Origin of the sequence: Stenotrophomonas sp. SORGH_AS_0282, assembly GCF_030818125.1 — a bacterium.
GTDB lineage: Bacteria > Pseudomonadota > Gammaproteobacteria > Xanthomonadales > Xanthomonadaceae > Stenotrophomonas > Stenotrophomonas rhizophila_A.
This window is the reverse complement of sequence record NZ_JAUTAB010000001.1, coordinates 1,626,015-1,645,059: the sequence shown is the minus strand read 5'-3', so window position 1 is coordinate 1,645,059 and position 19,045 is coordinate 1,626,015. Positions and strand designations below refer to the sequence as shown.

General features: G+C 67.3%; 20 protein-coding genes. 12 read left to right on the top strand and 8 right to left on the bottom strand.

The annotated features are described in order from the left end of the window. Positions 1-150 precede the first annotated feature (150 nt). Positions 151-1,272, top strand: a complete 1,122-nt coding sequence (locus QE395_RS07225; protein ID WP_306988214.1) for a pyridoxal phosphate-dependent aminotransferase — start codon at positions 151-153, stop codon at positions 1,270-1,272. A 3-nt stretch (positions 1,273-1,275) separates the two neighbouring features. Here the strand turns inward: QE395_RS07225 and zipA are convergent, their stop codons facing one another. From zipA to QE395_RS07195, 6 genes are all read right to left on the bottom strand, one after another. After that, positions 1,276-2,010, bottom strand: coding sequence for a cell division protein ZipA (gene zipA, locus QE395_RS07220; protein ID WP_306988212.1), 735 nt, complete (start codon positions 2,008-2,010; stop codon positions 1,276-1,278). A 43-nt stretch (positions 2,011-2,053) separates the two neighbouring features. Then, positions 2,054-5,557 carry a chromosome segregation protein SMC gene (gene smc / locus QE395_RS07215; protein ID WP_306988211.1) on the bottom strand — a complete coding sequence of 1,168 codons (3,504 nt, stop codon included), beginning with the start codon at positions 5,555-5,557 and terminating at the stop codon, positions 2,054-2,056. A gap of 190 nt (positions 5,558-5,747) precedes the next feature. Then, the gene (rplI, locus tag QE395_RS07210) at positions 5,748-6,197 is read right to left on the bottom strand and encodes a 50S ribosomal protein L9 (RefSeq protein ID WP_068852873.1); all 450 of its coding nucleotides are present in this window, start codon (positions 6,195-6,197) and stop codon (positions 5,748-5,750) included. Between the two features lie 151 nt (positions 6,198-6,348). Beyond that, positions 6,349-6,579 carry a 30S ribosomal protein S18 gene (gene rpsR, locus QE395_RS07205; RefSeq protein ID WP_002804494.1) on the bottom strand — a complete coding sequence of 77 codons (231 nt, stop codon included), beginning with the start codon at positions 6,577-6,579 and terminating at the stop codon, positions 6,349-6,351. Positions 6,580-6,590: 11 nt separating this feature from the next. Continuing rightward, on the bottom strand, positions 6,591-7,028 hold the full coding sequence (rpsF, locus tag QE395_RS07200) for a 30S ribosomal protein S6 (RefSeq protein ID WP_093532550.1): 438 nt from the start codon (positions 7,026-7,028) through the stop codon (positions 6,591-6,593). A 165-nt stretch (positions 7,029-7,193) separates the two neighbouring features. After that, complete coding sequence (locus QE395_RS07195; RefSeq protein WP_093532549.1) at positions 7,194-7,532, bottom strand: iron-sulfur cluster assembly accessory protein; 339 nt, start codon at positions 7,530-7,532, stop codon at positions 7,194-7,196. A gap of 129 nt (positions 7,533-7,661) precedes the next feature. Here QE395_RS07195 and asnS point away from each other — a divergent pair, with 129 nt between their 5' ends. The 11 genes from asnS (at position 7,662) to QE395_RS07140 (ending at position 17,034) form a co-directional block, all read left to right on the top strand. Then, entirely contained in the window at positions 7,662-9,056 is a 1,395-nt protein-coding gene (gene asnS, locus QE395_RS07190; protein ID WP_093532548.1) for an asparagine--tRNA ligase, read from the top strand. Positions 9,057-9,078: 22 nt separating this feature from the next. Beyond that, positions 9,079-9,384, top strand: a complete 306-nt coding sequence (locus QE395_RS07185; protein ID WP_093532547.1) for a hypothetical protein — start codon at positions 9,079-9,081, stop codon at positions 9,382-9,384. Then, entirely contained in the window at positions 9,381-9,695 is a 315-nt protein-coding gene (locus QE395_RS07180) for a hypothetical protein (RefSeq protein ID WP_068852887.1), read from the top strand. Before QE395_RS07185 ends, QE395_RS07180 begins: the two co-directional genes overlap by 4 nt. A gap of 7 nt (positions 9,696-9,702) precedes the next feature. Then, a complete protein-coding gene (locus QE395_RS07175) occupies positions 9,703-10,332 on the top strand; it encodes an FMN-binding negative transcriptional regulator (RefSeq protein ID WP_249832751.1) in 630 nt (209 codons plus the stop codon). Beyond that, the gene (gene can, locus QE395_RS07170; protein WP_068852892.1) at positions 10,332-10,994 is read left to right on the top strand and encodes a carbonate dehydratase; all 663 of its coding nucleotides are present in this window, start codon (positions 10,332-10,334) and stop codon (positions 10,992-10,994) included. Before QE395_RS07175 ends, can begins: the two co-directional genes overlap by 1 nt. A gap of 24 nt (positions 10,995-11,018) precedes the next feature. Continuing rightward, positions 11,019-11,531, top strand: coding sequence for a 3-hydroxyanthranilate 3,4-dioxygenase (locus QE395_RS07165; protein ID WP_093532544.1), 513 nt, complete (start codon positions 11,019-11,021; stop codon positions 11,529-11,531). Positions 11,532-11,651: 120 nt separating this feature from the next. Next, entirely contained in the window at positions 11,652-12,929 is a 1,278-nt protein-coding gene (kynU, locus tag QE395_RS07160) for a kynureninase (protein ID WP_093532543.1), read from the top strand. A 32-nt stretch (positions 12,930-12,961) separates the two neighbouring features. Beyond that, on the top strand, positions 12,962-14,329 hold the full coding sequence (locus QE395_RS07155; protein ID WP_095362737.1) for an NAD(P)/FAD-dependent oxidoreductase: 1,368 nt from the start codon (positions 12,962-12,964) through the stop codon (positions 14,327-14,329). Next, on the top strand, positions 14,329-15,768 hold the full coding sequence (gene sbcB, locus QE395_RS07150) for an exodeoxyribonuclease I (RefSeq protein ID WP_095362738.1): 1,440 nt from the start codon (positions 14,329-14,331) through the stop codon (positions 15,766-15,768). Before QE395_RS07155 ends, sbcB begins: the two co-directional genes overlap by 1 nt. Further along, positions 15,765-16,451 carry a DUF2461 domain-containing protein gene (locus QE395_RS07145; protein ID WP_095362739.1) on the top strand — a complete coding sequence of 229 codons (687 nt, stop codon included), beginning with the start codon at positions 15,765-15,767 and terminating at the stop codon, positions 16,449-16,451. Before sbcB ends, QE395_RS07145 begins: the two co-directional genes overlap by 4 nt. Before the next feature lie 43 nt (positions 16,452-16,494). Continuing rightward, on the top strand, positions 16,495-17,034 hold the full coding sequence (locus tag QE395_RS07140; RefSeq protein ID WP_095362740.1) for a DUF2939 domain-containing protein: 540 nt from the start codon (positions 16,495-16,497) through the stop codon (positions 17,032-17,034). Between the two features lie 79 nt (positions 17,035-17,113). On the opposite strand, the gene QE395_RS07135 is transcribed toward QE395_RS07140, so the two are convergent. Beyond that, positions 17,114-18,058 carry a 5'-nucleotidase gene (locus tag QE395_RS07135; protein WP_068852910.1) on the bottom strand — a complete coding sequence of 315 codons (945 nt, stop codon included), beginning with the start codon at positions 18,056-18,058 and terminating at the stop codon, positions 17,114-17,116. A gap of 16 nt (positions 18,059-18,074) precedes the next feature. Beyond that, a complete protein-coding gene (locus QE395_RS07130) occupies positions 18,075-18,848 on the bottom strand; it encodes an NAD kinase (protein ID WP_068852913.1) in 774 nt (257 codons plus the stop codon). Positions 18,849-19,045: the final 197 nt, after the last annotated feature.

Genomic DNA, 19,045 nt, shown 5'->3' with positions numbered 1-19,045 from the left:
TGGTAGGGCTGTGAATTCTAGGCGCTGCCGTGAACAACGACCACCCGCGCGGTGCGCGTCGGATTCCGACGCACTACCGCCGAAGTGGCTTGCCGGCCCCGCCGCGTGGCGCTAGCGTGCCGGAATTGTCCCGCCTTGGGTGTTCCCGCCATGTCATCGACCGTCACGTCCCGCCGTTCCTTCCTGCAGCTGGCCAGTACCGGCCTGGCCCTGTCCGGTATCGGCCTGGGTCCTGCGGTTTCCAATGCCGCCCTGCCCGCCCGCGCCGCGGGTACCGGCCCGGTGCTGCTCAACTTCAATGAAAGTCCGTACGGTCCGTCGCCTGCCGCGCAGGCCGCCGCGCGCACGATCGTGGCCGACAGCGGGCGCTACCTGTTCGCCCTGGCGGGCGAGCTGCGCGATGCGTTCGCGCAGCAGGAAGGCCTGGCCGCGGAACGTGTGCGGCTGTTTCCCGGCTCCAGCGAACCGTTGAACCGTGCCGCCGTGGTCTGGACCTCGCCCAGCGCCGGGCTGGTGGTGGCCGACCCGACCTTCGAGAGCCTGGGGGACCTGGCGGCCGCGCGCGGTGCCACGGTGGTGAAGGTGCCACTGCGGGCCGATGGTGCGCACGACGTGCGGGCGATGGTGGATGCGGCCAGGCAGGTCAACGCCGGATTGCTGTACCTGTGCAATCCCAACAATCCCACCGGCTCGATCACGCCCGCCGACGACATTGCCTGGCTGCTGGCGAACAAGCCGGCGCAGACGCGCCTGCTGGTGGACGAGGCCTACCTGCAGTTCAGCGCGCAGCGCTCGGTGATCGCGCAGGTGATGCAGCGCGATGACGTGATCGTGCTGCGCACCTTCTCCAAGCTGTACGGAATGGCCGGGTTGCGCCTGGGCGTGGCCGCCGCCCATCCGGACCGGTTGCGCGAACTGGCCAGCCTGGGCGACAACCCGCTGCCGGTGACGGCGTTGGCGGCGGGGCTGGCGAGCCTGCGTGAGCCTGGGCTGGTGGAACAGCGTCGCGAGCAGAACACGCGGGTGCGGCAGGCCACCGTGGAATGGCTGCAGAAGCGCGGCTTCCGCTGCCTGCCGACGGAGGCCAACTGCTTCATGGTCGATGTGCAGCGCGATGGCGCGGCATTCACCAGGGCGATGGCCGAACGTGGCGTGGTGATCGGCCGCAGCTGGCCGATCTGGCCGCAGGTCGTCCGCGTGAGCGTGGGCACCGAAGCGGAGATGGCCGCGTTCCGCGACGCATTCGCAGCGGTAGTTGGATTGAAAGGGTGACGGTTACCAGCGCGGGGCTTTGGTCAGTGGCGGCGCCTGGTGCTGCCGGTCGTAGGCACGCAGCTCGTCACGGATGTGCGCGATGCGCTGGCGGCCGAGGCTGGCCTTGCTGTCGTCAAGCACGACCGCATCGAGCAGCTCGGCCATGCGCTCCACCGTCGGCAGCATCTTTTCCCAGGCATCCAGTGCGGTCATCGGCGCCGGCAGGGTCAGGAAGAAGGCAATGGCCGGGGTTTCCATCTCGCGGATGGTGGCCATGTCGAAACTGCCCGGCTTCATGATGCTGGCCATGGAGAAGATCGGGCCGCGCTCGGGGTGGCCTTCCACCAGCCGGTGGAACACGTTCATGTGGCCGAACACCAGGCCGGTCTTTTCGGCGGCCACCACGATGTCTTCGCCACGCAGCATCTCGCCGGCGCGGGCGGCCACGAACAAGGACACGATCTTGTCGAAATCCTGGCTGGCGCGCTTGCCCAGGTCGCTGGCGGGGCTGACATCCACCTCGGGCAGGCCCAGTTCGGCCTGGGTCACGCCGTTCTCATCAGTGAAGCCGGCGCCGGCGGCGCCCGCTTCCTGTTCGCCCAGCAGCGGTTCACGGCGCTGGCCTGCAGCACCGTCGGCACCTTCCACGCGGCGGCCCTGCGATTTTTTACGCGGCCGGCCAAACAGGAAGATCGCAGCAATCAGCAGCAGGCCGGCGGCCAGGATGCCGATGCGGAGCATTGCCATGTCGGACATTCGAGGGGTCTCCGGCTAAATACGTTCAGGTAAGCATGGCACGTCAGGCCGCGCCCGCCAATCGTGCCGCCTCTTCCAGGTCCACGCTGACCAGGCGGCTGACGCCCGGCTCGCGCATGGTCACGCCCGAGAGCTGGTGCGCTGCCTCCATCGTGGCCTTGTTGTGGCTCACGAAGAGGAACTGCACCTTCTCGCTCATTTCCTTGACCATGTTGGCCAGGCGGCCCACGTTGGCTTCATCCAATGGCGCGTCCACTTCGTCCAGCAGGCAGAACGGCGCCGGGTTGAGCTGGAAGATCGCAAACACCAGCGCCACCGCGGTCATCGCCTTCTCCCCGCCGGACAGCAGCGAGATGCTGGACACCCGCTTGCCAGGCGGGCGCGCCATGATGGTCACACCCGTGTCGAGAAGGTCTTCACCGGTCAGTTCCAGGTACGCGTGGCCGCCACCAAACAGGCGCGGATACAGCTGCTGGACCCCGGCGTTGACGCGGTCGAAGGTGTCCTTGAAGCGGCCGCGGGTCTCGCGGTCGATCTTGCGGATGGCGTCTTCCAGGGTTTCCAGCGCGGTGGTCAGGTCGGTGTTCTGCGCATCCAGGTACTCCGAACGCTGCGAGGCCTCGCCGTACTCCTGGATGGCGGCCAGGTTGACCGGCTCGAGCCGGCGCATGCGGCCATCGATCTGGTGCACGGTCTGTTCCCAGTCGCTGATGCGGGCATCTTCGGGCAGGGTGTTGATCACATCCTGCAGCACGAACCCGGCCTTCTCGACCGAGGCGGTGAGCTGTTCCGCGCTGAGCACCAGTGCCTGCTGGTCGAGCTTGCGCTGGGAAATGCGCTCGCGCTGGGCCAGGGCCTGTTCGTCGCGCTGGTGGCGGGTCTGTTCGAAGGTGCGCAGTTCGGCGTCGATGCCTTCCAGCAGCGTGCGCGCTTCGCCCAGCACGCGGTCGGCACGCACGCGCTCGCCGAGGGCGTTCTGGTGTTCGGCTTCCAGGGTCAGCACCGGCGAATCGCCGTCGTCGAGCTGGGAATGCAGTTCGCCCAGGCGCGAGTCAAGCTGGCCACGCTGGGTGCTCATGCGCTCCAGCGCCTGGCTCAGCGAGGCCACCTGGGTGCGCTGCGATTCGAGGGTCAGGGCCAGCGAATGCGCACTCTCGCGCACGCTGCGCGCGGCTTCGCGGGCGCGGTCGCGGGCTTCGCCGAGCTGGCGGCGCTCGCTTTCCAGCGCATGGCGGACCGATTCCAGGTCGCCCATGCTGTTGACCGCTTCATCCAGGCGCGCACGGGCTTCGCGCACCTGTTCGCGGCTGGCGTCCAACGTCTCCAGCAGCTGCGAGAGCTCGCCTTCGATGCGGTCGATGCGGTTGCGGGCGGCTTCGACCTTGCCCTGCTGGCTCTGCAGCTGGCCACCCAGTTCGGACACGCTGCGGTGGGCAACGTAGAGCTGGCGCTGGGCGTCTTCGCGCTGCTGTTCGCCGGCCAGCAGCTGGTCACGGAACCCGGCCAGCCGGTTCTCCAGCTCGGCTTCGCGTTCCTGCAGGGTATCGATCTGTTCGCGCAGGCTGACGATCTCGCGTTCGCGCAGCAGCGCGCCCTGCTTGGCCGCGCCCGAGCGCGACACGCGCACCCAGCCTTCGCCCAGGCGTTCGCCGCCCCGGGTGATCACCGAATCGCCCTCGCCCAGCGAGGCCTGCAGCGCACGCGCCTGTTCCAGGTCCTCGGCGGCATGCAGGCGGGCCAGCAGGCGGCGGATCGCGGTGGGGCCCTCCACCTTGGCCGCCAGCGAGGTCGTGGCGACCTGCAGCGGGCTCTGGTCGGCGGAGACAAGCGCGATGCGCCCGTCACCCAGCTCGGCCAGTGCGCCCACCAGCTGCTCCGGTGCATCGACCAGCACGCCTTCGATCAGCTGGCCCAGCGCGCTTTCCACGGCGTTTTCCCAGCCGCTCTCCACCGTGAGGCGTTCGCCGACGCGCGCGCCCGAATCCAGCCCGTGCTGCTTGAGCCACGCCACCGCGGCGCCCTGCTCCTGCCCGAGCGCAGCCTGCTGCAGGGTTTCCAGCGAGGACAGCCGGCCACGCGCGGCCTGGGCCTGCTTGCGGATCTCGGCGAGCTCGGTCTGCCCGGTGCGCTGGCGCTCCTGCAGGCCGGCCACGGCTTCCTTGCGGGCTTCCACCTGCTCGGTGAGCCCGTCCAGCGAGGCTTTCTGGGTTTCGTGCTGCAGCTGCAGCGCTTCGAACACTTCGGCCAGCGCGTCCAGGTCCAGCCCGGTGCGCTCGCCAGTGAGGGCTTCGCGGCGACGATCGGCTTCGAGCACCTGGCGGTCAAGGTAGTCGACGCGGGTGCGCTCTACTTCACCGGCGCGCGAGGCTTCGGAGGTCGTGCGGGTATGTGCTTCCCAGCGCGCCTGCCAGTCGGCCAGTCTGGCCTCGGCGTCGCGCAGGGCTTCCTGCTTGATCTCGTTTTCTTCCTGCAGCTGTTCGAGCTGCGGCTCGGCCAGCTCCACCGCTTCGCGCAAAACCATCAGCCGGGCTTCGTCGCCGCTGATGTGCTGGCCCAGTTCGGCCAGCGCCTGCTGGGTTTCGTCGCGGGCCTTGTGCAGGCGCTGGGACATTTCGCGCTGGTGCTGGATCTGCTGTTCCAGCCGGGCCAGGGTGCTGCCCACCTGGTAGACCTCGGCCTGGGCGGTGCTCAGGGCATCGGCGGCTTCTTCGCGGCGCACGCGGCTGGTTTCGATGCGGGCTTCCGCGTCGCGCTGTTCGGCGATGAACTGCTGCAGGCGGGTTTCTTCCTGGGACAGCGCTTCACGCAGGCCGCTGAGGCGGGTATCGAGGTTGCGGAACTCGAGTGCCTTCCACTCGGCATCCTTGACCCGCCGCTCTTCCTGCAGGCCCTGGTACTGCTCGGCCTGGCGGGCCTGGCGCTTGAGGTGTTCGAGCTGCTTGCCGATTTCCTCGCGCAGATCGCCCAGTCGGTCGAGGTTCTCGCGGGTGTGGCGGATGCGGGTCTCGGTTTCCTTGCGGCGCTCCTTGTACTTGGAGATGCCGGCGGCTTCTTCCAGGTAAACGCGCAGGTCTTCGGGCCGGGCTTCGATGATCTGGCTGATCATGCCCTGTTCGATGATGGAGTAACTGCGCGGGCCCAGGCCGGTGCCGAGGAACAGGTCGGTGATGTCGCGGCGGCGGCACTTGGTGCCGTTGAGGTAATAGTTGCTGCTGCCGTCGCGGCTGACGGTGCGCTTGACCGAGATTTCGTTGAACGAGGCGTACTCGCCGCTGATGGTGTGGTCGGTATTGTCGAAGATCAGTTCGACGGTCGCCTGCGACACGGGCTTGCGCGCGGACGAGCCGGAGAAGATCACGTCGGTGAGCGAATCGCCACGCAGGCGGCTGGCCGAGCTCTCGCCCATGACCCAGCGCACCGCATCGATGATGTTGGACTTGCCACAACCATTGGGCCCGACCACGCCGGTCATGTTGGTGGGCAGATGCAGGGTGGTCGGGTCTACGAAGGACTTGAAGCCGGACAACTTGATCGTGGACAGACGCATGGCGTGGTTGGCTTTAGGACAGTCGCGATGGGCCGAGTATAACGGCGCGGGTGTTTTGCGGGCGGTTAGGGGCGAGCGGGCAGTTTCCGAGGCCGACCAACGGTCGGCGCTACCGGGTTTAGTCGCCCGGAAACAAAAACGGGCACCCTCGCGGGCGCCCGTTTCAGCGATTCCAGCCTTGCGGCAGGGATCAGGCTTCGGCTTCCACCACCACCTTGACGGTGGTTTCGACGTCGGCGTGCAGGTGGATGACCACCTCGTACTCGCCCACGTTGCGGAAGGCGCCTTCGCCCAGGATGACTTCGCTCTTTTCCAGCGGCAGGCCGGCCTTGGTGAAGGCTTCGGCGATGTCACGCGGGCCGACCGAACCGAACAGCTTGCCTTCGGTCGATGCATTGGCGGCAACGGTGACGCTCTTGCCTTCCAGCGCAGCCTTGCGGGCTTCGGCGTCGGCCAGGATCGAATCGGCCTTGGCCTGGTACTCGGCGCGCTTGGCCTCGAACTCGGCCACGTTGGCGGCGGTGGCCGGAACGGCCTTGCCGGTCGGGACGAGGAAGTTGCGGCCGTAGCCCGGCTTCACTTCAACCTGGTCGCCCAGGCCGCCGAGGTTGGTGACCTTCTGGATGAGAATCAGCTTCATGGTGCAGCTCCAATATATGTATTCGTTAGCGAGGCGGGCCCCGCAGCGTTTGGCTGTCCGAATATCCGAACGGTAGACCCGGCACCGCCCGCTGCCAAACGGCGCGGGCGGTGGGGACTACGAAAGCGGCGACCGGGGTCGCCGGCCTTCATCAGACGTCGTGGTTGTCGGTGTACGGAATCAGGGCCAGGAAACGGGCGCGCTTGACGGCCGTTGCCAGCTGGCGCTGGTACTTCGACTTGGTACCGGTCACGCGGCTCGGCACGATCTTGCCGTTCTCGGTGAGGTACTGGCGCAGGGTGTTGAGATCCTTGTAATCGATCTCCTTGACACCTTCGGCCGTGAACTTGCAGAACTTGCGGCGACGGAAGAACTTGGACATGTCAGTGCTCCTTAAGCGGCCGAAGCGGCGTCGTCGCCGGCATCGTTGTCAGCGGCGGGGGTGGTTTCGCCTTCTTCGTCATCACGACGACGACGCTCACCACGCTCGGGCTTGTCGCCCTTCTCGTCCTTGCTCTTCATGATCAGCGACTGCTCGGTGTCGGCGCCCGGGCGCACGATGACCAGGTTGCGCAGCACGGCGTCGTTGAAGCGGAAGCTTTCGGTCAGTTCGTTCAGCACGGCCTGGTCAACTTCGATGTTGAGCATGACGTAGTGGGCCTTCACCAGGTTCTGGATCGGGTAGGCCAGCTGACGACGGCCCCAGTCTTCCAGACGGTGGATGGTGCCGTTGCCCGCTTCGACCAGCGCCTTGTAGCGCTCGATCATGGCCGGGACCTGCTCGCTCTGGTCCGGGTGGACCATGAACACGACTTCGTAATGACGACTCATGTGTATTTACCTTTCGGATGTGGCCCTTTCGGGCCGGACAGCCCCCCGCAGGTGAACGCGGTGGAGCAAGGGTCCTGCCAGGAATCAGGCAGGAAGCCGCGCATTATCGCAGCAGAAGCGGTTCCGGGCAAGCCAGGGGGCGCCGCGGGGGCATCAGGGCCGGATTCAGGCCTTGTCGGCCTCGGTGGTGAAGCTCTCGCCGCAGCCGCACTCGGCGGTAGCATTCGGGTTCCTGAACGTGAAGGTTTCGCTCAGCCCCTGCTTGCCGAAGTCGATTTCGGTGCCATCGACCAGGGCCAGGCTGTCGGCGTCCACGTAGATCCGCACCCCCTCCTGCTCGAACACGGTGTCGCCGGGGCGCTCATCGCGCGCCAGGTCGGTGATGTGGCCCCAGCCCGAGCAACCAGTACGGGTAACGCCGAAACGCAGCCCCAGGGCACCCTCGCTCTGGGCAACGAACTTCTGGACGCGGTTGAAGGCAACGGGGGTAAGGGTGACAGCCATGACGGACGACTCCAGCAGATGGGACACATTATAGGTCCACGGCCCAGTCAGAAATGCCTCGCAAGCAGAACGCTGCAACCGTTAAACTCCTCGTTCAGAGATCGAGTCGATCAACAGAGGATTCAAGTCATGACGGTGGTCAGCGTTGAACATGCGCTTGCCGGGAAGATCCCGGAAGGCGGCGAGGCAACAGTACGGGGCTGGGTGCGTACGGTGCGCGGGTCTGCGGCGCTTGCCTTCGTCAATGTCACCGATGGCTCCTGCTTCGCCCCCATCCAGGTGGTGGCCAATGACACCCTGGGCAACTTCGACGCGGTGAAGGCGCTGACCCCGGGCTGCTCGGTCATCGCCCGCGGCACCCTGGTCAAATCCCAGGGCAAGGGCCAGTCGTTCGAGATCCAGGCCAGCGACATCGAGATCGTCGGCCTGGTCGAAGACCCGCTGACCTACCCGATCCAGCCCAAGCCGATGAGCGCCGAGTTCCTGCGCGAAGTGGCCCACCTGCGCCCGCGCACCAATCTGTTCGGCGCAGTCACCCGCATCCGCAACTGCCTGGCCCAGGCCGTGCACCGGTTCTTCCACCAGAACGGGTTCAACTGGATCAGCACCCCGATCATCACTACCTCCGACGCCGAAGGCGCCGGGCAGATGTTCCGCGTCTCCACGCTGGACATGGTGAACCTGCCGCGCACCGCGCAGGGCGAGGTCGATTTCAGCCGCGACTTCTTCGGCAAGGAAACCTTCCTGACCGTGTCCGGCCAGCTCAATGTCGAGGCCTACTGCCTGGCGCTGAGCAAGGTGTACACCTTCGGGCCGACCTTCCGCGCCGAGAATTCCAACACCACCCGCCACCTGGCGGAGTTCTGGATGATCGAGCCGGAAATCGCCTTCGCCGACCTGGCCGAAGACGCGCGCCTGGCCGAGCAGTTCCTGAAGTACCTGTTCCGCGCGGTGCTCGACGAGCGCGGCGACGACCTGGCCTTCCTCGCCGAGCGCGTGGACAAGAACGCGGTCAAGAAGCTGGAAGACTTCATCAATGCGCCGTTCGAGCAGATCGACTACAGCGAAGCGGTGAAGCTGCTGCAGAATTCCGGCAGGAAGTTCGACTTCCCGGTCGAATGGGGCCTGGACCTGCAGACCGAGCACGAGCGCTGGCTGACCGAGGAACACATCGGCCGTCCGGTGGTGGTGACCAACTACCCCGAGCACATCAAGGCCTTCTACATGCGCCTGAACGACGACGGCAAGACCGTGGCCGCGATGGACGTGCTGGCCCCGGGCATCGGCGAGATCATCGGCGGCAGCCAGCGCGAAGAGCGCTTGGACGTGCTGGACGCGCGCATGGCCCAGTTCGGCCTGGACCCGGCCCACTATGGCTGGTACCGCGATTTCCGCCGCTACGGCTCGGTGCCGCACGCCGGTTTCGGGCTGGGCTTCGAGCGCCTGGTGGTGTACGTGTGCGGGCTGGGCAACATCCGCGATGCGATCCCCTACCCGCGCGCACCGGGCAGCGCCGAGTTCTGATTCTTCCCACGGAGGCACGCCCATGACCCTGTTCTTCGCGCTGTGTTTCGTCGGCGTGGCGATCGCCGGGTTCAGTGCCTTCGTGATCTTCTGGCCGCTGACGCTGGTGCATATCCGCGACCGCCACCCTGCCCTGGCCGACCGCTTCGGCAGTGGTGCCTTCCTGCGCCCGGACGCGCTGCGCTGGCTGCTCGGCCGCGATTACCGCGACACCCCCGACCGTTCGCTCTCGGGGCTGGCCACGCCGGCCTGGCTGTCGCTGCTCACCCTGCTGGCCGGACTGGGCATGGCCGCCCTGCTCTGGCTGCTTTCGATGGTACTGACATGACTGACATCACCGCCCACCACGACCAGTGGTTCCTCGCCAGCCTGGGCAACACCCTGATCTGGGCGCGCCTGCGGGTCCGCCCGGGCGGCACCGCCGAAGTGCTCGACAGCGACGGCAATACCCTCAGCTACGACAGCGAGGACACTGCCCGTTCGCAGCTGTTCGACGCCGAGTTCGTGGCGTTTGATGGCCTGGACGAGGAAGACGCGCTGATCCGCGGCTTCAGTCTGCACGAAGTGAGCCCGCCCCAGGCCGACAGCGACGACGCGCTGCGCGGCCACATGGTGGTCAGCCTCGGCGCGCGCGCCTGAGCCGACCATGTTCATCCCGGCCGACTTCGTTGAGACCGACCTGGCCTGGCTGGACCGCCTGCTGGAACGCGATGCGTTCGTCACCGTGGTCACCACCGGCAGCGGCGGCCTGCCGCAGGTAACCCTGTTGCCGGTGGTGTACAGGCGCGACGGCGATGACATCCTGATCGAAGGCCACTGGGCCCGGCCCAACCCGCAGGCCGGCCACGCCGGTCCCGCGCTGATACTGGTGCACGGCCCGCACGGCTACGTGTCGCCGGGCTGGTACCCGGACAAGGAGGCCCAGGCCCGCGTACCGACCTGGAACTACGCGGCCGCTGAACTGCGCGGCACGCTGGAACCGGTGACCGATCCGGACGCCCTGATCGACATGCTGGACCGGCTCAGCGCCAGGTACGAGGCGCAGGTCGGCGGCGACTGGGACCTGCTGCCGATCGAGCCGCGTCAGCGGCGCATGCTGGCCGGCATCATCGGCTTCCGCTTCCGCGCCCAGCAGGTGCAGATCAAGCTCAAACTGAGCCAGAACCATCCCCAGGCCAACCAGCACGGCGTGATCGACGCGCTGTCGGCCCTCGATTCCCCTCCTTCGCATGAGCTGGCGCAGTGGATGCGCTGGAAACTTGAGGTACCGCACTGATGAAAGACATCCACAAGCTGCTGCAGAACAACCGCGACTGGGCCGACCGGATCGAGAAGGAAGACCCCGAGTTCTTCCACCAGCTGGCCAAGCAGCAGCACCCGGAATACCTGTGGATCGGCTGTTCCGATTCGCGCGTGCCGGCCAACCAGATCATCGGCATGGCACCGGGCGAGGTGTTCGTGCACCGCAACGTGGCCAACGTGGTGGTGCACACCGACCTGAACTGCCTGAGCGTGATCCAGTACGCGGTGGACCAGCTGAAGGTGAAGCACATCCTGATCGTGGGCCATTACGGCTGCGGCGGCGTGCATGCCAGCCTCAACAATACCCGCGTGGGCCTGGCCGACAACTGGCTGCGCCATGTGGGCGATGTGGCACAGAAGCATGCCGCCATCATGGATGCGATCGAAGAGCCGGAACTGAAGCACGCCCGGCTGTGCGAACTGAACGTGATCGAGCAGGTGGTCAATGCCTGCCGCTCGACCATCGTGCAGGACGCCTGGGCGCGTGGCCAGAAGCTGATGGTGCACGGCTGGGTCTACAGCCTGAAGGACGGCCGGGTGCGCGAGATGGGCATCGACGTGGGCAGTCCCGAGGAACTGCAGCCGGCCTACGAAAAGGCGCTCTCCTACGTTCCGCGCCACGGCCGGCGCGACTGACCCTTCCTGCAGGAACCCATCGCCATGCTTGCGCCCCCGATCAACCTGCTGGGCTGGATCGAAGAGAACCGCCACCTGCTCAAGCCGCCGGTGGGCAACAAGATGATCGAGAACGGCGACTTCATCATCATGGTGGTGGGCGGGCCGAACAGCCGCACCGACTTCCATTACGACGAAGGCCCGGAGTGGTTCTACCAGCTGGAAGGCGAGATGCTGCTGAAGGTGCAGGAAGACGGCGCGGTGCGCGACATCCCGATCCGCGCCGGCGAGATCTTCCTGCTGCCGGGCAAGGTGCCGCATTCGCCACGCCGCCCGCCCGGCGGCGTCGGCCTGGTGGTCGAGCGCAAGCGGCTGGCGCACGAGCGCGACGGCGTGATGTGGTTCTGCGAGCGCTGCAACCACAAGCTGTACGAGGTGTTTTTCACCCTCGAGAACATCGAGACCGACCTGCCGAAGGTGTTTGCCGAATACCAGGCATCCCTGGACCTGCGCACGTGCGACGCGTGTGGGCATGTGGATCCGTTGCCGGCGACCTGATTTGGACCGAAACCGGCTATCTGGCGCCATGCCACGCCGTTTTCGGCCCCTATGTCGGATTCATCCCATAGGGCAAACAGATAGATAAACTGTGTTTTCACAGACAACATCTATCGTCCAATGTCCGAGCTCCTCAGCCGCACCCATGCCACCGCCCTGGACGCCGCCGACCCGCTGCGTGCGCTGCGCGCTGAATTCGTCTTCCCCCAGCACAACCACCGCGACCAGACCTATTTCGTCGGTAATTCGCTGGGCCTGCAGCCGCGCGGGGCCAAGGCGGCGGTACAGGAGGTCATGGACAAATGGGGCGCGCTCGCCGTGGAAGGCCACTTCACCGGTGACACCCAGTGGCTGGGCTACCACCGCCTGGTCAATCGGCAGCTGGCGGAGGTAGTGGGCGCCCTGCCCAGCGAAGTGGTCGCCATGAACACGCTGAGCGTGAACCTGCACCTGATGATGGTCAGCTTTTACCGGCCCAGCGCCGAACGCCCGGTGATCCTGATGGAGGCGGGCGCCTTCCCGACCGACCGCCACGCGGTGGAATCGCAGCTCCGCTTCCACGGCTTCGACCCGGCCACCGACCTGGTCGAAGTCCAGCCGGATGAGCCCAACGGCACGATCTCGCTGCAGGCCATCGAACGCGCCATCACCGAACACGGGCCGCGCCTGGCGCTGGTGCTGTGGCCCGGGGTCCAGTACCGCAGCGGGCAGGTATTCGACCTGGATGCGATCACCCGCATGGCCCGCCTGCAGGGCGCCCGGGTCGGCTTCGACCTGGCCCACTCGGTCGGCAACGTGCCGCTGCAGCTGCACGACATCGCGCCGGACTTCGCCGTGTGGTGCCATTACAAGTACCTCAACAGCGGCCCCGGTGCCGTGGCGGGCTGCTTCGTGCACGAACGCCACCACCGCGACACCAGCCTGCCGCGCTTCGCCGGCTGGTGGGGGCATGAGGAAGCCACCCGCTTCAAGATGGCCCCGCAGTTCGTGCCGGCGGTGGGCGCCGAAGGCTGGCAGCTGAGCAACCCGCCGGTGCTGGGCCTGGCCCCGCTGCGGGCCGCGCTTGACGTGATCGACAAGGCCGGCGGTATCCAGGCCCTTCGCGACAAGTCGCTCCAGCTCACCGGCCTGCTTGATGCGCTGGTCCGCGCGCGCCTGCCCGGCGTGCTTGAAGTGCTTACCCCCAGCGAGCCGGAACGCCGTGGCTGCCAGCTGTCGCTGCGCGTGGTGGCCGGCCGCGAGCGCGGCCGCAACCTGTTCGAATACCTGCAGACCGTGGGCGTGCTTGGCGACTGGCGCGAACCCGATGTGATCCGCATCTCGCCCACCCCGTTGTACAACCGCTACCTTGACCTGCACCACTTCGTCGAGGAAGTGGAATCCTGGGCCGGCCTGTAAGCCGCCCTCCCCCACCCCTGCGCGGAACCGCCTTGATCGCTACCCCCCATCGCTCCCTGAGCATCATCGGCGCAGGCTTGGCCGGCTCCCTGCTGGCCATCCTGCTGTCCCGCCAGGGCTGGCGGATCACCCTGTACGAACGCCGCGGCGATCCGCGCATCGCCGATTACGAGTCCGGCCGCTCGATCAACCTGGCCCTGGCCGAACGCGGCCGCAACGCGCTGCGCCAGGCCGGGGTCGAAGACGCGGTGATGGCCAAGGCGGTGATGATGCGCGGCCGCATGGTGCACCCGCGCCAGGGCGCGCCGCAGCTGCAGCGCTATGGCCGCGACGACAGTGAAGTGATCTGGTCCATCCACCGCAAGGACCTCAACACCACCCTGCTGCAGCTGGCCGAAGATGCGGGGGCGCAAGTGCACTTCCACCGCCGCCTGCACACCGTGGATTTCGATGCCGGCTATGCGCGCTTCATCGATGACCGCACCGACCATCCGCACGACATCCGCTTCGATACGCTGATCGGCGCCGACGGCGCCGGCTCGGCGCTGCGCGCGGCCATGAACCGCAAGCACCCGCTGGACGAGCGCATCGAGTTCCTCGACCACTCCTACAAGGAGCTGGAAATCCCGCCCACCGACGACGGCGGCTTCCGGATCGAGGCCAATGCCCTGCACATCTGGCCGCGCGGCAACTACATGTGCATCGCGCTGCCCAATGACGAAGGCACCTTCACCGTCACCCTGTTCCTGCCCAACGAAGGCAACCCCAGCTTCGCCACCACCAACAGCGGCGCCGAAGCCGAGGCGTTGTTCGCGCGCGATTTTCCCGATGCGCTGGCGCTGATTCCAAACCTGCGCCGCGATTGGGAAGAACACCCGCCCGGCCTGCTCGGCACCCTGCACCTGCGCCAGTGGCACCTGCAGGGCCGTGCGGTGCTGCTCGGCGATGCTGCCCACGCCATGGTGCCGTTCCACGGCCAAGGCATGAACTGCGCGTTCGAGGACTGCGTGGCGCTGGCCCGCAACCTGCTGGAGCAGGATTCGCTGGCCCAGGCCTTCGCCGCCTTCGAGGCCGAGCGCAAGCCCAACGCCGAAGCGATCCAGCAGATGGCGCTGGAAAACTACCTGGAAATGCGCGACCGCGTGGCCGACCCGGCCTTCCTGCTGCAGCGCGAGCTGGAGCAGCAGTTGCAGGCGCGCTGGCCCACCCGCTTCGTGCCGCACTACACCATGGTGACCTTCCTGCACACGCCGTACGCGGTGGCGCTGGAACGCACCGAGCTGCAGCGGCGCATCCTGGAAACGGCCACCGCCGGCCACGACAGCCTGGAGCACATCGACTGGGCCGCGCTGGAACGCGCGGTGCACCAACAGCTGACCGTGCTGGAGGGCGCGCACTGATGGCCGACAGCTTCCTGTTCTACGACCTGGAAACCTTCGGCCAGGACCCGCGCCGCACCCGCGTGGCGCAGTTCGCCGCGATCCGCACCGACGCCGACCTGAACATGATCGACGCGCCAGTGAGCTTCTACGTGAAGCCGGCCGACGACCTGCTGCCCTCGCCGATTGCCACGCTGATCACCGGCATCACCCCGCAGCATGCGCTGACCGAAGGGGTCAGCGAAGCCGAGGCGTTTTCGCGGATCAACGACCTGATGGCGCGCCCGGGCACCTGCACGCTGGGCTACAACACGCTGCGCTTCGACGACGAGTTCGTGCGCCACGGCCTGTTCCGCAATTTTTTCGATCCCTACGAACGCGAGTGGCGCAACGGCAACTCGCGCTGGGACCTGCTGGACATGCTGCGGCTGGTGCACGCGCTGCGGCCGGACGGCATCGCCTGGCCGCAGCGCGAGGATGGCGCGACCTCGTTCAAGCTTGAGCACCTGGCGCTGGCCAACGACGTGCGCCAGGGCGACGCGCACGAGGCACTGTCCGACGTGCACGCCACCATCGGCATGGCGCGTCTTTTCAAGCAGGCCCAACCCCGGCTGTGGGATTACGCCCTGAAGCTGCGCGACAAGCGCTTCGTCGGCAGCCTGCTTGACGTGGACGCGATGCAGCCGGTGCTGCACATCTCCATGCGCTACCCGGCCCAGCGCATGTGCGCCGCGCCGGTGATGCCGATCGCGCGCCACCCGTACATCAACAACCGGGTCATCGCGCTGGACCTGGAAGGCGACATCGATGGGTTGCTGGCCCTGCCGGCCGAAACGCTGGCCGCGCGCCTGTACACGCGCGCCGCCGACCTGGCCGAGGGCGAACAGCGCGTACCGCTCAAGGAAGTGCACTTGAACAAGGTGCCCGCGCTGGTGGCCTGGAACCACCTGCGCCCGTCCGACCATGCCCGGCTGGGCATCGACGTCGCCACGGTGGAGGCCAATGCCGCGCGCGTGCGCGAGGCTGGCCCGGCGCTGGTCGAGAAGGTACGGCAGGTGTACGGCGGCGAGCGCGTGGCCACGGTCAGCGATGTGGATGCATCGCTGTACGACGGCTTCCTGGCCGACGGCGACAAGGCGCTGATGTCCCGCCTGCGCACCAGCCCGCCGGCCGAGCTGGCCGGTTTCGCCGAGCGGCTGAAAGACCCGCGCATGCCGGAGCTGCTGTTCCGCTACCGCGCGCGCAACCACCCGCAGACGCTGGATGCCGGCGAACGCGGGCGCTGGAACGACTACCGGCGGCAGCGCCTGCTCGGCGATGCCGGGCTGGGCGAGCAGACCCTGCCCGACTTCCGCGCGCAGCTGGACACGCTGGCGCTGGAGCATGCCGCCGACCCGGCCAAACTTGCCCTGTTGCAGCACCTGCGCGACTGGGGCACCGATCTGGAGCAGAGCCTGTGAGCACCTATTTCACTCCCGCCAGCTTCACCTTCCTGCGCGGGCTGGCGCGCAACAACGACAAGACCTGGTTCAACGCGCACAAGCCGAAGTACGAGGAGCACGTGCGCCAGCCGTTCCTGCAGCTGATCAGCGACCTGCAGCCGGACCTGGCGGCGGTGAGCGGGCACTTCCGCGCCGACCCGCGCGGCGTGGGCGGCTCGCTGTTCCGCATCTACCGTGATGCGCGCTTCTCCAACGACAAGTCGCCGTACAAGACCTGGCAGGGCGCGCGGCTGTTCCATGAGCGGCGCAAGCAGGTACCGGCGCCGTCGTTCTACATCCACCTGCAACCGGGCGGGTGCTTCGTTGGCGCTGGCCTGTGGCATCCCGAGCCGGCCACCCAGCGCAAGGTGCGCCATTTCATCGTGGACAATCCCGGCGCGTGGAAGGCGGCGGCGCATGCGCCGGCGCTGCGGAAGAAGTTCGATTTCGAGGAAAGCGAGAAGCTGGTGCGGGCGCCGCGTGGGTTCGAGCCGGATTTCGAATTCATCGACGACCTGAAGCATCGCAACTGGGTGTTCTGGCGCTCGCTGGATGATGCGACCATGACCGGGCCGAAGCTGCGGCAGACGCTGGCGAAGGATCTGGTGGCGTTGGGGCCGTTTGTTGATTATCTGTGCGCGGCGCTGGATCTGGAGTTTTGAGCACTCTACCCCGCCTTGACGTGGGCTGCGGCAAGCTGGCGGCATGAAAAAGCTGCTTCTTCTGCTGGGGCTTGTCGTGGTGCTGCTGGCAGGCTGGCTGGTCAGCGGGCCCTATTTGACCCTGCGCGGGCTGGCCGGGGCGATCGAGCAGCGCGATACCTCCCAGCTGGACCGCTACGTGGACTTCCCGATGCTGCGCGCCAACCTGCGCGCGCAGCTGGATGATTACGTGGTGCGCCGCGCCGGGCCGGACGTGCAGTCCAACCTGGTCGGCGCGCTGCTGCTGACCGCCGGGCAGAAGCTCAGCGGCACGGCGGTGGATGCGATGGTCACGCCGACCGGGATCGGGGCGTTGATGGAAGGCCATACGCTGTGGAAGCGGGCCAGCAATGACCTGGAGAGCAATGACGCCTACGCGGCGCCACGGGCGGCGCGGCCGCTTGAGGCCGCGACGCACCGGTTCGAGTCCACGTCACGATTCACCGCCACCACCCATACGGCGCAGGGCGCGCCGGTGGTGTTCGTGCTGCAGCGGCAGGGGTTGCGCTGGAAATTGGTCAATATCGAGCTGCCGCTCGATTAGTCGGTGTCACGACCAACGGTCGTGACCTACCCATGTATCCGCCCGACCGGTAGGTCACGACCGTTGGTCGTGACCGCCGTCAATCGTTGGCCACGCCGTGCGGTACATGGCCGGCGGCCACGCTGAGGTGCTGGCGGGCGCTGTCGATGTTGTGCTGCGAATCGTCGAAGAAGATGTCCGCGCCGAACGCTTCCAGGAACGGACCCTTGTGGCGGCCGCCCAGGAACAGCGCTTCGTCCAGGCGCACGCCCCATTCGCGCAACGTGCGGATCACCCGCTCATGGGCCGGGGCCGAACGCGCGGTGACCAGCGCGGTACGGATCGGCGCATCCTCGCCCGACGGGAACACGGCCTGCAGGGTGTGCAGCGCCGACAGGAAGTTGCGGAACGGACCGCCACTGAGCGGCTCGCGGGCGTTTTCGCGCTCGTGCCGGCCAAACGCTTCCACGCCCTGCTCGCGCGAGATGCGCTCGCTTTCATCGCCGAAGATCACCGCGTCACCATCGAAGGCAATGCGCAGCTGGCCCAGCGGCTGGCTCATGTCGACCGGTTCGGCCGCGGCGAGGGTCTCGCCGTGCGGCTTGGGCAGGATCGTGGCCGCGGCGATGCCATGCCGCAGCGCACGCCGCACCGATTCCGGGTTGGCCGACAGGAACAGATCGGTCCCGAACGGCTTCACGTACGGCCAGGTCGGCTCGCCGGCGGTGAAGGTGGCGCGGATGATGCCCAGGTCGTAATGCTGGATGGAATTGAAGATGCGAAGACCGGTATCGGCTGAATTGCGCGACAGCAGGATGACCTCGACCCGCGGCGATTCCGGCGACTGGCCCTGGTTGAGCGCCAGCAGCTTACGCACCACCGGGAACGCCACGCCGGGGCGCAGCACGTCGTCCTCGTGCTTGCGCTGGTACTCGGCATAGGCGTCCACGCCTTCGGCCTCGAACAGCGCGTGGCCCTCTTCCAGGTCGAACAGCGCGCGCGAGGTCACGGCAACGGTCAGCAAACGGGGGGTGTTGTCGCCCATGGCGGTCAAAAATCCTTCAAAACATGAACTGTTCGCTGAGGATCCGGTCTTCCAGGTTGTGTTCCGGATCGAACAGCAGGGTCACCCGGCGCTCGCGCGACTCGCGGATGGTCACTTCGACCACGTCGCGGGTCTCGTGCGAATCGGCGGTCACGCTGACGGGGCGCTTGTACGGGTCCAGTACGCGGAAGCGCACTTCGGTATCGGCCTTCAGGATCGCGCCGCGCCAGCGCCGCGGCCGGTACGGCGCCAGCGGGGTCAGTGCGATGGTGTGCGAGCCCAGCGGCAGGATCGGGCCGTGTGCGGAGTAATTGTAGGCGGTGCTGCCGGCCGGGGTCGCCACCAGCACCCCATCGCCGATCAGCTCGGCCACCCGCTCCTGGCCATTGAGGTCGACCCCGATGTGCGCGGCCTGGCGGGTCTGGCGCAGCAGCGACACGTCGTTATAGGCCAGCGAGCCGGTGGTGGTGCCCGATTCGGTCAGCGCCAGCATTTCCAGCGGGCGCAGGTTGGCCGGCTCGGCACGGGCGATGCGCGCCTGGATGTCGTCCTCGGCCCTGTACTGGTTCATCAGGAAGCCCACGGTGCCCAGCTTCATGCCGAACACCGGCAGGCCAAGATGCCCATGCCGGTGCAGGGTCTGCAGCATGAAACCGTCGCCGCCCAGGGGACACAGCACCTCGGCAGCGTCCGGCGCGTGGTCGCCATAGCGTGCCACCGCGGCCGCGCGGGCCGACTGGGCCGCCTCGGTGTTGCTGGCAAGGAACGCGATGCGGGGGGTGTCGGTCATAAAAGATCCACCGGAGATACCCGCGAAGCATACCGGTTCGTGCAGGTGATCGGCCGCCTTCGGCGTTCCCAGGGCCGGCCAACGGCCGGCGCTACCGAAACGCGTCCGGAGCCCACGTGGATTTATCCAGATCCCCATGGGCCCTCAGCAATTCGTAGCCCCGGCCGTTGGCCGGACACCGCGCGCAGCGCGGCCCA